This is a genomic window from Pseudomonas lini, assembly GCF_030812475.1.
Classification (GTDB): domain Bacteria; phylum Pseudomonadota; class Gammaproteobacteria; order Pseudomonadales; family Pseudomonadaceae; genus Aquipseudomonas; species Aquipseudomonas lini_A.
This window is the reverse complement of sequence record NZ_JAUSSR010000018.1, coordinates 98,675-111,688: the sequence shown is the minus strand read 5'-3', so window position 1 is coordinate 111,688 and position 13,014 is coordinate 98,675. Positions and strand designations below refer to the sequence as shown.

11 protein-coding genes and 1 pseudogene are annotated in these 13,014 nt (G+C 57.1%); 6 read left to right on the top strand and 6 right to left on the bottom strand.

The features are described from left to right. Positions 1-34 precede the first annotated feature (34 nt). The 3 genes from J2W17_RS27870 to J2W17_RS27860 form a co-directional block, all read right to left on the bottom strand. A complete protein-coding gene (locus tag J2W17_RS27870; protein ID WP_307342459.1) occupies positions 35-235 on the bottom strand; it encodes a hypothetical protein in 201 nt (66 codons plus the stop codon). Positions 236-247: 12 nt separating this feature from the next. Then, a complete protein-coding gene (locus J2W17_RS27865) occupies positions 248-1,198 on the bottom strand; it encodes an alpha/beta fold hydrolase (RefSeq protein WP_307342456.1) in 951 nt (316 codons plus the stop codon). Positions 1,199-1,260: 62 nt separating this feature from the next. Then, the gene (locus J2W17_RS27860) at positions 1,261-2,466 is read right to left on the bottom strand and encodes an MFS transporter (protein WP_307342452.1); all 1,206 of its coding nucleotides are present in this window, start codon (positions 2,464-2,466) and stop codon (positions 1,261-1,263) included. Positions 2,467-2,571: 105 nt separating this feature from the next. Between J2W17_RS27860 and J2W17_RS27855 the strand changes: the two genes are divergently transcribed. Beyond that, on the top strand, positions 2,572-3,207 hold the full coding sequence (locus J2W17_RS27855) for a TetR/AcrR family transcriptional regulator (RefSeq protein ID WP_307342449.1): 636 nt from the start codon (positions 2,572-2,574) through the stop codon (positions 3,205-3,207). A gap of 252 nt (positions 3,208-3,459) precedes the next feature. On the opposite strand, the pseudogene J2W17_RS27850 reads toward J2W17_RS27855, so the two are convergent. After that, positions 3,460-3,624 (bottom strand): annotated as a pseudogene (locus J2W17_RS27850) (potassium transporter TrkH); the annotation flags it as partial. A 340-nt stretch (positions 3,625-3,964) separates the two neighbouring features. Here J2W17_RS27850 and J2W17_RS27845 point away from each other — a divergent pair. Beyond that, on the top strand, positions 3,965-4,255 hold the full coding sequence (locus tag J2W17_RS27845) for a hypothetical protein (protein ID WP_307342447.1): 291 nt from the start codon (positions 3,965-3,967) through the stop codon (positions 4,253-4,255). Here J2W17_RS27845 and J2W17_RS27840 read toward each other — a convergent pair. Beyond that, positions 4,252-4,740 carry a carboxymuconolactone decarboxylase family protein gene (locus tag J2W17_RS27840; RefSeq protein ID WP_307342444.1) on the bottom strand — a complete coding sequence of 163 codons (489 nt, stop codon included), beginning with the start codon at positions 4,738-4,740 and terminating at the stop codon, positions 4,252-4,254. The two genes, J2W17_RS27845 and J2W17_RS27840, sit on opposite strands and share 4 nt — an antisense overlap. Positions 4,741-4,903: 163 nt before the next feature. On the opposite strand from J2W17_RS27840, the gene J2W17_RS27835 reads away from it, so the two are divergent. From J2W17_RS27835 to J2W17_RS27820, 4 genes are all read left to right on the top strand, one after another. Further along, positions 4,904-5,839, top strand: a complete 936-nt coding sequence (locus J2W17_RS27835) for a LysR family transcriptional regulator (RefSeq protein WP_307342441.1) — start codon at positions 4,904-4,906, stop codon at positions 5,837-5,839. Between the two features lie 167 nt (positions 5,840-6,006). Then, on the top strand, positions 6,007-7,461 hold the full coding sequence (tcuA, locus tag J2W17_RS27830) for an FAD-dependent tricarballylate dehydrogenase TcuA (protein ID WP_307342439.1): 1,455 nt from the start codon (positions 6,007-6,009) through the stop codon (positions 7,459-7,461). Next, positions 7,448-8,605, top strand: a complete 1,158-nt coding sequence (gene tcuB, locus J2W17_RS27825) for a tricarballylate utilization 4Fe-4S protein TcuB (RefSeq protein ID WP_138967864.1) — start codon at positions 7,448-7,450, stop codon at positions 8,603-8,605. The genes tcuA and tcuB overlap by 14 nt, the downstream gene beginning before the upstream one ends. Positions 8,606-8,653: 48 nt before the next feature. After that, on the top strand, positions 8,654-9,955 hold the full coding sequence (locus J2W17_RS27820) for an MFS transporter (protein ID WP_307342431.1): 1,302 nt from the start codon (positions 8,654-8,656) through the stop codon (positions 9,953-9,955). 284 nt (positions 9,956-10,239) lie between these two features. Here J2W17_RS27820 and J2W17_RS27815 read toward each other — a convergent pair whose 3' ends face one another. After that, positions 10,240-12,822, bottom strand: a complete 2,583-nt coding sequence (locus J2W17_RS27815) for a bifunctional diguanylate cyclase/phosphodiesterase (RefSeq protein WP_307342428.1) — start codon at positions 12,820-12,822, stop codon at positions 10,240-10,242. Between the last annotated feature and the right edge of the window lie 192 nt (positions 12,823-13,014).

Genomic DNA, 13,014 nt, shown 5'->3' with positions numbered 1-13,014 from the left:
ACATCTCCATCCACGCCCGCAACGAGGGTGCTGGTCACTGGCTCAGTAGCGTCTGTTCATCCGCCTCTGGGGTAGTCCTCTCACCAGGATCCTGCCAGTCTTCTGGACGATCATCGCTTGGATTTTTCAACGGATCGTATTTGTTCGGATCGTCTGGATCTAGCGTCGGCTCATCTGAACCTGGCTCAGGCTTGGATGGAACAGAACGTTGTGTTTGGTTTTGAAAACTCGGCATCAAGAGCATCCGTCAGTTATTCAAGAATTTGACCACTAGAGGATTCAATTCAGCGGAGCACTCCTCCGGCAACCAGTGCCCACAATTGGGCAAGACTTGGCCTTCTACATTGGTCGCGTACTCTTTCATCTGATCCACTTGAAATTGCCCCATTCCGCCGTGCCCTCCGCCGCCGATTGCCAGCACGGGCATGTTCAGGGGAGTCTTTGACAGCTCGACGTTTTCAGTGACCGATTGGTTAAGCGCTCGGTAGTATTCGAACGACGCGTTCAGCGTATGTGGCTTGGCGTATGACTTGGCGTAAAGATCGAGCAGCTCAGGCGTAAAGGCATCCTTGTTGGTCGCGTGTTCTTTGATGAAGTGCGAGAGGAATAACTTTTCATGCCCTGTGATCAACTGCTCGGCCAATTGGTTGCCAGCGGCAAAGAAGCTGAAATGCCAGACCAGCGATTCACCCTGTGGTGAGAATGCCGGGAAATCGTAAATGCGCTTGTCGGGAATCGGTGCCTCCATGTACACCAGTTTCCTTATCTGGCTTTGGTGGGTTACCGCCATGGGATAGGTGTTCCAGATACCGATGTCATGCGCAACCAAGTCAAACGGCTGGTTTGCGCTTAGTTGTGTCGCGAGGGCGAACAGATATTTCGAGACGTCAGTGCCAGTGTAACTGGTCTTGGGCGGTTCCGACTCGCCCAGGCCCGGTAAATCCACTGCAACTACGGTGTGAGTCTTCGCGAGTTCGGGCATCAAGGTGTGCCACTCATACCAGGCTTGACCAAATCCGTGGACCAGGTAAACCAAAGGCCCGGAACCGCCCTTCACATAGTGGAGCTTGACGCCGTCTATGGTTTTGAATTCACTCTTGAATCCCGCTGGAACAGGAAACTCTGCCGCTTGAGCCAAGCATGGCAAAGCCAGGGTGATTGCGACTGCGGCAATGGCCAATCCAAAGCGCTTTTTCATTTTATTTCTCCATCGAGTTATGACTGAAAATCACGACCATGCGAAGGCGTGTTATCCCCCGATCAATGACTGTGGATCGCCTGGGTGGTGTGCCGTTGACCTTGCGGAAAACCATGCGCCCGTGCCCGAAATGCAACGGCCAAGCTGATCAATAGCAACGCCAGCAACACGCCCGGAAATGCACTCGCTCCCCATTGGCCGAGTAACACGCCACCCAGCAGTCCACCGCCGGCGATAGCACTGTTCCAGACCACTACGTTCATGGAGAGCGCAACGTCAGAGCCCTTACCTGCGGCGTCGGCGAGTGCTGTTTGCAGCAGGGTGGCCGCGCCACCAAAGGTCAGCCCCCAAATGAAGACACCCACGTAAATGGCCGCGGCGGAGCCTGAGAACACTCCGAGGAAAATCGAAACCGCTGCGAATGTTGCAAGGCTGGCCAGCACGGTTGTTCGCAGGTGCCGGTCAACCAGTCGCCCCGTGAGCCAGATGCTGGCCAGCGCCGCGACACCAAATGTGAGCAAGACCAAATCGACGTCACTGTTAAGCCCAGCCTTGGAAACGAAGGGCGCGACATAGGTGTAAAGAATGTTGTGGGCCAGCATCCAGGTGAAGACGACAGCCAATACCGAGCGGACGCCTGGAGTGAAGAACACCTGACGTAACGGCATGCGCTGTGAGGATGATTGGCCTGGGTAATCCGGCACTTTAATCAGCACCCAAACGATCAACACAAGGGTCATGCCGGACATCAATCCAAAGGCCATGCGCCAGCCCATGAATCCACCGAGCCAGGTTCCCATCGGCACACCCAATGACAACGCGATGGGCGTACCCACCATCGCCACCGCCAATGCGCGCCCCTGCAAATGAGGGGCGACCATGCGCCGTGCATAGCCCGTGATAAGGCTCCAGGCCAGCCCCGCTGAAACCCCGGCGAAAAACCGTGCAATCAGCGTCAGCCAGTAATCGGAAGACAGCGCCGTGAGGGAGTTGAATACCAGGAAGCCGACAATGGTCACCAGCAGTACCGTTCTGCGGCGCCAGCTTTGCGTGGCAATAGTCAGCGGGATTGCCGCCAGCAACGACCCCAACGCATAGACAGTCACCATCTGTCCGGCCAGAGACGCAGAGACACCCAGGCCACTGCCAATTTCGGGCAGCAAGCCCGCTGGCAAGGTCTCGGTGACAATGCAAATGAAACCCGTCATGGCCAGTGCAAGTAATGCCCCAAGCGGAAGCTTTCCGCTCTGTCGCTCATCTGTAGTCATTTGTCACCTCACATATATACCGATCGGTACAATATGGAGGCGTGCTGCGATCTAGTCAACGACTTATATATCGATTAGTATTTAATTGATCGAGAGGAGGTTCACATGGCACAAATGGGACGTCCACGCACCTTTGACCGTGACGTGGCGATTACTCAGGCGATGCATTTGTTCTGGGAGCACGGCTATGACGCAACATCACTCAGCCAGCTCAAGGCAAATATCGGCGGCGGCATCACCGCACCCAGCTTCTACGCTGCATTCGGCTCAAAGCAGGCGCTGTTCAATGAGGTGATGGAACGTTATCTGAACACCCACGGTCGGGTGACCGATAGCCTGTTTGACACCACGCTCTCCCCGGGAGAGTCGATCGAACTCACGCTGCGGCGCTCCGCGAAAATGCAGTGTGAGCCCGACCACCCCGCAGGGTGCTTGGTGGCGCTGGGTCTGTTGAGTGCCTGTACGGATGAGAGCAAAACCATATCTCAACCGCTCGCACAGGCACGTGCCTCTAACCGTGCCGGCATAGTGGCTTGTATCGAACGAGCTATTGCAGCCGGGGAGCTGCCGGCAACTGTGGTGCCCGATGCGTTGGCCACCGTGTTTGACAGCTTTCTGCTAGGGATTTCGGTTTTAGCCCGGGACGGAGAGCCCTTCGAGAAGATAGACAAAGCAATCACGCAAATCATGACCTTATGGGACGCATCGCGTATCAGCAGTCCGGCTTTAGCCAACGATTAGCACAACGCTGAAAATCCGCACTCGTCAGTCAGTTGCGAGTCATATGAGTAAAAAAGGGGACGCCCATTAGCCGGTCTCGAGTCAAGGCTAAAAGCCAACTTGCCCTGCAGCTTTTGCTGCAGGGTTTCTCCTGTAACTAAACCCGACTGGTTGACCCGTCGTATCCGTTTCCTCATCGTTGGCTACGACCGAGTCGTGCCTGACACCCATGTGGATCAAGCGGTAGCGATACACCCAGCACCGCCCTGGCCCGACGTTACACACCACAGTGGCGGCGCCGCTCAATGCTGAAAGATCGTCGTTACGCCCATAGACCACCAGTGTGATCAAGGGAATGGCCATGCTTACGGCCAGCGTTATCAGAAAAATGCCCAGGATGAAGCCGATAAGCCGAATTGCTGAGAGGGGACATAACAGGTGCGTTCCAAATTAGCACCGCGCAGTATCGGATGCCCAACCTGAAAGCCCGTAAATTTTGCGTAAAACTTTTACGAGCAATAGGTCGGGCTGTGCGCTGAACTAATCCTCGTCTCCACACAGCCGCTCTGTAAATCGAAACAGAAGGAAGTCGAACCCTCCACTGCGACGGTAGCGGCTAGCCGTCGCTGTCCGGCCAAAGCGGCCGGTGGTCGTTGCATTTCGCTTGTCGCCGGCGTGTGGCTAAGCTTAATGAATCGGGGTGAACTGAAACCTTGGTGATAGCGGCCATCAGCGGATTTGCATAGGCATCAAGACGCTGCTCGCAAAGGAGACGACTATGTACGCGGTTATAAGAAACTACTTGGGTACTGGAGCAAAGCAGCTTTTCGAGCGTCTGGAAGAGCGCAAAACCGACGTCGAAGCTACCCTGCGAACAGTGCCTGGCCTCGTAAGCTACACACTGCTGAATACGGGTGATGGTGGTACGTCGGTGACTGTTTGCACGGACAAGGCCGGCAGCGATGCGAGCTTGAAAGTCGCACGTGAGTGGATTCAGAAAAATGCATCAGATATCCACGCGGCCCCGCCGATCGTAACGGAAGGTCCGGTCATTGTGCAGATCAATTAACGCGCTCGTCCTGCGTAAAAGCTGTCGGTGCTTGGATAGTCAGCAGAGACAGCGTCAGCGTCAGCGTATAGCAGATCGTCGATACGCCGGGTCTCGTACAGCGACTTGCCCACTCGATAAACCAACAGTTCATCTGTTCGATTGAAGGGTGGGAAAGTTTGCTGACGCAATGCTTCGATGATCGGATCGACCAGGCCGGCAGAGCGTGCGATGGACTCATGAATCTGCCACTCGGCCTGCGATTGCCACCATGCCGCGGTGTAGAGGATCGCCAGCTCGGTCAAACGCAGCTCCAGCCGCGTGCCATAACGGCAGAATGCGCCCAGTCGTTGTGCGTGGCTGGCCAGTCCGGGACTGTGAATCCAGGCCAGAAAGGGCCCGTCGAGGTTACCGCGCGGGCCGTTGAGGATTTCGTTCAGAACGGCGCGCTGGGCCTCGTTCATCTGTGCTTCGTCAAGGGGTGTCAGGCGCGATTGAATAGCCATGGCGATGATTCCTCAGAGACCTTTGAGCGTAATGTTCACAGCACGCAGAGCGCACGCGCTCAATGGTCAACCCATACCTGCGACAATGCTGCCTCTGGGGCTTCGCAACTTGCGTGGCAAACGCTCAGGTATTTGAATAACAAATTCGCGGGGAGCAGCCACATTGGAATTGAGACAACTGCGCTATTTCGTAAAAATCATCGAGCTTGGCAGCCTGGGGCGTGCGGCACTTGAACTGGACGTTGGCGTGTCAGCCCTCAGTCAGCAAATCTCCAAGCTGGAAAGCGAACTGTGCACCCGCCTCCTGAATCGAACCTCCACCGGCGTGACGCCCACTAGCGCCGGATTTGCGTTTTTACACCATGCCCAATTGACGCTACGCCAGGCGGAAAACGCAATCATGGCCGCCCATCGCGGGCGAATGAGCGGTTATGTCAGCGTCGGCTTACCACCGACTACCGCAACGGTGCTCGCGTTGCCATTGATCAACGCAATGCGTGCGCGTTATCCGGACATACAACTGCATTTGGTAGAAATGCTTTCCGGTCACTTGGCGGCGCAGCTCAACGCACGGCAAATTGACCTGGCCATCCTGTTCCAGCTCGAAGGGGGTAAACGCTGGAGCGTGACTGCGCTGCTGGATGAAAAGCTGTTTGTCATTGCCTCGCCCAGCCTGCCTCAAGCGCCTTCTGGTGACAGCGTGCAGTTAGCCGACCTCGGCGGCCTGCCGCTGGTGATGCCCAGCGCGCAACATGGATTGCGCTCGGCATTGATGAGCGCGTTCGAGCGGGTCGGGCTAACACCCAATGTCATTATGGAAGTCGACGGTCTCGCTGTTTTGATGAACGCCGTTCGGGCCGGTCATGCGGCAACGATACAACCGGGGGCGGCCGCTGCATTGAAAGACGGATCCGGACTTTCACTGATCAGGATTGCCGATCCCCATGTGGGCCGGCGTAATCTTCTGGCGACGCTGGCTGACGACGAACTCTCTCCGGCGGCGCTGGCAACGCGGTTGGTCATCGTCGATGTGGCGCGACAGTTGGTCGTCGACAAACAGTGGCCAGGAGCTACGTGGATAGAAGGGGTAGACCCGTAATCCTCCTACAACCCCGGACACACATAAGTCTCTCCTGACAACGCCTTTAGAAAAACTAAACACCCCGCGTCAAAAGCAGCCTTTCGGCCACGCCTTGCCCACCCTATCGTTCTCCCCACTCGCAAGGAGCACTTCGTTCCCGCTTCCTTGCAAATCGAGGAGCGATAATGATCGATGTCTTAATCATAGGGGGTGGCAACGCTGCCTTGTGCGCCGCTCTGATGGCGCGAGAAGCGGGCGCCAGCGTGATGCTGCTGGAAGCCTCTGCGAAAATCTGGCGCGGTGGCAACTCCCAACACACCCGTAACCTGCGGTGCATGCACGACGAACCGCAGGACGTGCTGATCGATGCCTATCCGGAAGAAGAATACTGGCAAGACCTGTTGAAGGTCACCGGTGGCCTCACGGATGAAAAGCTTGCACGCATTGCCATTCGGGCATCGTCTTCTTGCCGCGACTGGATGCGTTCACACGGCGTGCATTTTCAGCCACCGCTGTCCGGCGCGCTGCACGTGGCGCGGACCAATGCATTTTTTATGGGCGGCGGCAAAGCGCTGGTCAATGCGTATTTCCGCAGCGCCGAGCGCCTGGGTGTAAAAGTTCGCTACAACACGCAAGTGACCGACATCGAGCTGGATGAGGGGAAATTCGTCGCCGCCCATGTGGGCGAACATGAGGTCGATGGTCAGCGCTTCGCCGCAGAACGCATTGAAGCCCGGGCCTGCGTGTTGGCGGCCGGCGGCTTCGAATCCAACCGTGAATGGCTGCGCGAAGCCTGGGGTCAGAACGAACGCGGTGAATGGCCATCGGACAATTTCCTGATCCGGGGCACCCGATTTAACACCGGCATTTTGCTACGGCGCATGCTCGACCTTGGCGCAGATGTGATCGGCGATCCGACGCAAGCACACATGGTCGCGATTGATGCCCGCGCGCCACTTTACGACGGCGGCATCTGCACCCGAATCGACTGCGTATCTCTGGGTGTGGTGGTCAATCGTGATGGCGAACGCTTCTACGACGAAGGTGAGGATTTCTGGCCAAAACGTTATGCGATCTGGGGGCGTCTGGTGGCCGGACAACCCGGTCAGCAGGCGTATTCGATCATCGATCAACAAGCCATCGGCCGCTTCATGCCGCCGGTCTTTCCCGGAACCACCGCCAATACTCTGCAAGACCTTGCTCGCCAGTTGAAGCTGCCTATAGAAAAATTCGTCAAGACTGTCGAGGACTACAACAGCGCCTGCCGCGTTGGCACGTTCGATCACACGGCGCTGGACGACTGCCACACCCAAGGACTGACGCCCGCCAAAACCCATTGGGCGCGGCCATTGGTGAAACCACCTTTCTACGCCTACCCGCTTAAACCGGGTGTCACGTTCACCTACCTCGGCCTCGCCACCGACGAAACCGCTGCCGTGCATTTCAATGGCAAAGCGAGCCCCAACCTGTTCGTCGCGGGAGAAATGATGGCCGGCAATGTTCTGGGCAAGGGCTACACCGCCGGCATCGGCATGGCCATCGGTACCGCGTTTGGCCGCATCGCCGGTGTGCAGGCGGCCGCTTCGGTGGGCTTTGGCGTTTCATCTGCAAACACGGAGTCTCGACATGCAACTGTTTGATCCCCAAGCGTCGGGCGGGTTGATCCCGGTGTTGAATCTTGACGAAAGTGAAGTCCAGCGGCAGATGACCATCTGCAATGCCTGCCGTTATTGCGAAGGCTTTTGCGCGGTATTTCCGGCGATGACCCGGCGCTTGGAATTCACTCAGGCCGACATCCATTACCTGGCGAACTTGTGCCATAACTGCGGCGCGTGCCTGCACGCCTGTCAGTACGCCGCCCCACATGAATTCGACGTCAACATACCCAAAGCCATGGCCAAAGTGCGCCTGGATACTTACGCCGAATACGCCTGGCCGCAAGTGATGGGCAGGTTATATCAGCGCAACGGCCTGACCCTGGCGCTGGCTTCCGGAGGGGGACTGGCCTTGTTTTTATGCCTGACCCTGATGCTCATGGGCAACCTGTTCACGGCCATTCCCGGGGGCGACTTCTACAAGATTTTCCCGCATAACACCCTGGCGCTGATGTTCGGCTCAGTGTTCGGCTTTGCGGTACTTGCCCTGACCATGGGGGTACGGCGCTTCTGGCGCAACGTTTCACCGGTCGCCGCGCCACTGCCGTTGAAAACGTCCGCTGCATTGGAGGCTACGGCCAACGTCGCGAAGCTCAAATACCTGGACGGCGGCCATGGCGAAGGCTGCAACAACGCCGACGATCAATTCACCTTGTGGCGACGCCGATTCCACCACCTCACCTTCTACGGCTTCATGCTGTGCTTCGCTGCAACCGGTGTCGCCACGCTCTTTCACTATCTGCTGAAGTGGTCGGCGCCTTATCCGATCTTCAGCTTGCCTGTGATGTTGGGTATTGCCGGTGGCATCGGCCTGCTGATCGGCCCGGCGGGTCTTCTTTGGCTGAACCTGCGTCGCAACCCTGCGCACGGCGATGAGAACCAAAAACCCATGGATCGCGGCTTCATCGCGCTGCTGTTTCTGGTCAGCGCAAGCGGCCTGGCGCTACTGGCTTTGCGTGAAACCAGCGCCTTGGGCTTGATGTTGGCTATCCATCTCGGACTGGTCATGGCGTTTTTCCTGACCATGCCCTACAGCAAATTTGCCCATGGAATATTCCGCAGCGCAGCGCTGCTCAAACACGCCATCGAGAAGCGTCAACCCAACCCGATCAACGCCGGCAGCGACTGACAGATAAAAGCACTCATTCCAAAAACAATAGCGAGCATAACGGTAGCCATGATGAAAACGACAACGGCAACAGCCCGAGCCAAGGGGTCCAAATTGGGCGCCATTTTGCGGGTCACCAGCGGTAACTTTCTCGAGCAGTTCGACTTCTTTTTGTTCGGGTTCTACGCGACCTACATCTCCCAGACTTTCTTTCCAGCCACCAGCGAGTTTGCCTCGCTGATGATGACCTTCGCGGTATTCGGCTCCGGATTCCTGATGCGACCGTTAGGCGCCATTGTGCTGGGGGCGTACATCGACAAGGTGGGCCGTCGCAAGGGGCTGATCGTAACGCTGTCGATCATGGCCGCCGGTACCGTATTGATCGCCCTGGTGCCGGGCTATGCCACCATCGGCGTGGCGGCACCGATTCTGGTGTTGTTGGGCAGGCTGCTACAGGGCTTCTCCGCCGGCGCGGAAATGGGCGGTGTTTCCGTGTATCTGGCGGAAATTTCCACCCCCGGTCACACCGGTTTCTACACCAGTTGGCAATCGGCCAGCCAACAGGTGGCGATCGTCGTCGCGGCCGCGTTGGGCTACACGATCAATGCCACGATGCAAGCCGCTGAAATCGCCGATTGGGGCTGGCGTATTCCGTTCTTCATTGGCTGCGTGATCATCCCGTTCATTTTCATTATTCGCCGCTCACTGGAAGAAACCGCTGCCTTCACTGCTCGCAGCCATCTTCCAACGACTCGCGAAGTTTTTCGCTCGATGCGTGACAACTGGCGCACCGTACTGGCGGGCGGCTTGCTGGCGTCCATGACCACCACCACGTTCTACCTGATTACGGTCTATACACCGACGTTTGGCAGGACAGTACTGAACCTGAGCACCACCGACAGCCTGGTGGTCACATTGCTGGTCGGCATCAGCAACTTTATCTGGCTGCCTATCGGCGGCGCCCTCTCCGACCGCATTGGCCGTCGGCCGCTGTTGCTGGCGATATCGTTGCTGTGCATCTTCACTGCCTATCCCGCCATGCACTGGCTGGCAGAGGCGGCGAGTTTCGAACGACTGCTCGCTGTTCTGCTGTACTTCTCATTCTTCTTTGGCATTTACAACGGCGCCATGGTCGCGGCACTGACCGAAGTCATGCCACAAAACGTGCGGGTAGTCGGGTTTTCACTGGCCTTCAGTTTGGCCACCGCGGTGTTTGGCGGTTTTACCCCGGCAATCTCGACGCTGCTTGTCCAGGCCACGGGCGACAAGGCATCACCTGCCTACTGGCTGATGTTCGCGGCGATGTGCGGGTTCACGGCGACGACGATTCTGTATCGTCGGCAAAAAGCCTTGGCAGTCAGAACCGTTTAGTTCCTCGATCGCCGACGCTTACCACGCGTCGATCCATGGCGGGAACCGAATTAGAGTGGCATGAGGTCGATTACAGTCTTTCGTCAGGGCAGTAATCGGCCTGAAGACCCCATCCAATGGGCATAGATTTGGGTCCCTTTGCGGACGTTGGCCAACCCCCCATTTAGTACCCTCGATTCCACCACAGATCCCGAGCCCAGGTTTGGCTGACCGAAACCCTCGAGCACCTCTGCCCTATCGGCTGCTTGATGGACATCTTCGTAGGGGAAAATCCTGGATCCCCCTCAAACCCTGCTCTTGATGACCGTATTTTTCCTGGCCTTCACCAACAAGTTAAAGGCGTCACCATCAAGCGGCCGACTCAGAAAAAAGCCTTGGCCTTCATCGCACGACACCGCCTTCAGCAACTTCAAGTGCTCAGCGGTTTCAATCCCTTCTGCCGTGACAGTGAGTGATAACGCGCGGCCCAATCCCACAATCGCCTGGATGATCGACTCATCATCACTTCCAACCAGGTTGTTCAGAAAGCTCCTGTCTATCTTCAGGCCATCGAAGGGAAAGCTGCGTAAATAACTCAGTGAAGAATACCCCGTGCCGAAGTCATCCATGGCGATGCGTACGCCAAGGTGCTTCAAGGTACGCATCAGCTCCAGCGCGCCGGGGGCATCTTCGAGCATGACGTTTTCGGTGATCTCCAACTCTACACGGGCAGGCGCGATTCCCGAGTTGTGCAGGGCTTTCTGCACGCGCTCTATCAGATTGCCCCGCTTGAATTCGCTGGGTGAAAGATTGATCGATACGAACAAATGTTCCGGCCAGCGTGCGGCGCAACGGCAGGCGGTGTCGATGACCCAGTCACTCAATGAAAGAATCAGCCCGGATTCTTCAGCGATGGGTATGAACGTATCGGGAGGTATCAGACCGCGCTCAGGATGTTGCCACCGGACCAAGGCTTCGGCGCCGACCATCTGCCCGTCTGAGATACGGTAACGCGGTTGGAAATGCAGTCGAAGTTCTCCGTGTTTGATTGCAAAGCGCAGATCGCTTTCCAGACGACGCCGCTCGATAATCCGGGCGTTCATATCCCCCGCATAGAAACGCCAGGTGTTGCGACCTCCAGCCTTGGCTTCGTACAACGCGATATCGGCATAACGGAGTAGCTCGGTCGCTTCGCAAGCATCATTTGGCGCCATGGCGATGCCGATACTGGCGCTGACAAACACTTCTTGTTCATGGATCTGTATCGGTTGCTCGATGGACTCGATGAGACGGCGACACAGCGCCTCGACTTCCTCCTGGGAACTGACATCGGTGAGTATCAGGACGAACTCGTCCCCTCCAATCCGGGCGACAAGGTCGCCGTGGCGCACACAATCTGCCAGGCGGCTCGACACCTGGTTAAGCACCAGATCACCTGCAGCATGCCCTAGCAGGTCATTGACCGGCTTGAATCGATCAAGGTCCAGACTGAGCATGACCAAGGGTTGTTCTACTGTCGGCAACGCTTTGAGTTTGCCATCAAGAAACTCTTGTAATCGGGTCCTGTTGGGAAGTCCGGTCAGGGCATCATGTTGTGACAGGAATTCGATTCGCCGACGGGCTTCGACCTCCTCCGTGACGTCGGTTGCTGTGCCCCGGAATCCTCCACTGGCCATTGCTCGCGCCGAAAGACGGGTGATTCGCTCATTGCCATTTGTATCGACGTAGCGACACTGAACACTGATGTCCGGACGACGGTTTGGAATACTGAGCCACTGGGATAATGTGCCTAGTTCCGTGCGCAGCAGATCATCCATCGCCGCACCAATCCATGCCTCCCTGGAAAGGCCCGTGACAGCTTCAAACCGCTCGGATAGATAAGTGAAGCGCCAGCCAGCGTCCATTTCCCATACCCAATCCGAACTGGCCTCGACGACATCGCGAAAGCGCGACTCACTGGTGGCGAGGTCGGCCTGACTGCTTTGCAGCGATGAATAGCTGGCGTCCAGCGCCTGCGCGGCGGCGGTCGTACGACGCAAGATGACCCAGGTCATCAGGCACACCAACAGCGCAGCGATGCCTACCAGGGGTAAACCCAGCGCCAGTAATTGCAGGCCTGGTTTGTGCGGACGCCAATGCAAACTGCCTGCTGCACCGGTCTCGCCCAAGGGGTAACCAGACACCAGGGGGCCTTCGTCGGGAGTGGCCATGTGCAGGCCATCGACCCCGAAGTCCTGGCCTATGGTTGCGAGCTTGGCGCTGTCCAGAATGTCGACGAAAATCAACACCGATGCCGACCTGTCATCCGCCATGACCGTCGGATCGGTTCCCGGGGTAATCGCAGCGGCGGCGACCAGGGCTGGTACTCCTCCAACATTGATGAAGGTAGTGGTCGGTGTTTCGCTTTCCGCTCCCTCGCGGGCCTTTTCGAGAATCACATCGATGGATTGCTCGAGCCATTGTTCGACTTCAACTGACGCCATCTCTCCCTTGACCACGGAATAAACGGTGCGGTTGACATCGTTGACGACAAACACGCCCTGAAATCCAAAGTCTGTGAAAAGTGTCGTCCCGACATTTTGTCGGACGTACGCCCAGTCCGGGTCTACCTCGATATGCAAGTGCTTGTAGGCATCCCCCCAAAAGGCGTAATCCTTGACGGTCGAGCGCAGGGATTTTTCCAACGATTCCACGGCTTTTTTCGTGTAGAACGCACTGTCAGCCTCCTTCGCTTGATCCAGATTTTGCGCCACATAAACCAGTGAACAGCAGGCGAGCAAGAACACCCCGGCCAAAAGACCGACAAACTTGAACAGCGAAGCGCGGGTCAGGGCCACGCTTGTGCGATTGGCGGGTGAAACAAAGATAGTGGGGAGATCGTCAGGCATACATTCCCGCTAGTCGTGGAGGCAAGTCATTTGCATACCAGGGTATCGGCAGTCGACGCTAAATATTGAGTGTCCATACGTAGCGCCAGGCTGGCGTGCAGTCGCCACCTTGAAGAATCGATTCCCCGCGGACTGAATCAATAGGAACCCACTGCCTACTATTGCGCTACGCTGGGGTGGCCATCTCGGCAC

Excerpts from the sequence above, each read along its gene's own strand:
- J2W17_RS27815 (WP_307342428.1), bottom strand. The coding sequence starts at position 12,822 with ATGCCTGACGATCTCCCCACTATCTTTGTTTCACCCGCCAATCGCACA.
- J2W17_RS27840 (WP_307342444.1), bottom strand. The coding sequence starts at position 4,740 with ATGGCTATTCAATCGCGCCTGACACCCCTTGACGAAGCACAGATGAAC.
- J2W17_RS27820 (WP_307342431.1), top strand. The coding sequence starts at position 8,654 with ATGATGAAAACGACAACGGCAACAGCCCGAGCCAAGGGGTCCAAATTG.
- J2W17_RS27865 (WP_307342456.1), bottom strand. The coding sequence starts at position 1,198 with ATGAAAAAGCGCTTTGGATTGGCCATTGCCGCAGTCGCAATCACCCTG.
- tcuB (WP_138967864.1), top strand. The coding sequence starts at position 7,448 with ATGCAACTGTTTGATCCCCAAGCGTCGGGCGGGTTGATCCCGGTGTTG.
- J2W17_RS27855 (WP_307342449.1), top strand. The coding sequence starts at position 2,572 with ATGGCACAAATGGGACGTCCACGCACCTTTGACCGTGACGTGGCGATT.
- J2W17_RS27845 (WP_307342447.1), top strand. The coding sequence starts at position 3,965 with ATGTACGCGGTTATAAGAAACTACTTGGGTACTGGAGCAAAGCAGCTT.
- J2W17_RS27860 (WP_307342452.1), bottom strand. The coding sequence starts at position 2,466 with ATGACTACAGATGAGCGACAGAGCGGAAAGCTTCCGCTTGGGGCATTA.
- tcuA (WP_307342439.1), top strand. The coding sequence starts at position 6,007 with ATGATCGATGTCTTAATCATAGGGGGTGGCAACGCTGCCTTGTGCGCC.
- J2W17_RS27870 (WP_307342459.1), bottom strand. The coding sequence starts at position 235 with ATGCCGAGTTTTCAAAACCAAACACAACGTTCTGTTCCATCCAAGCCT.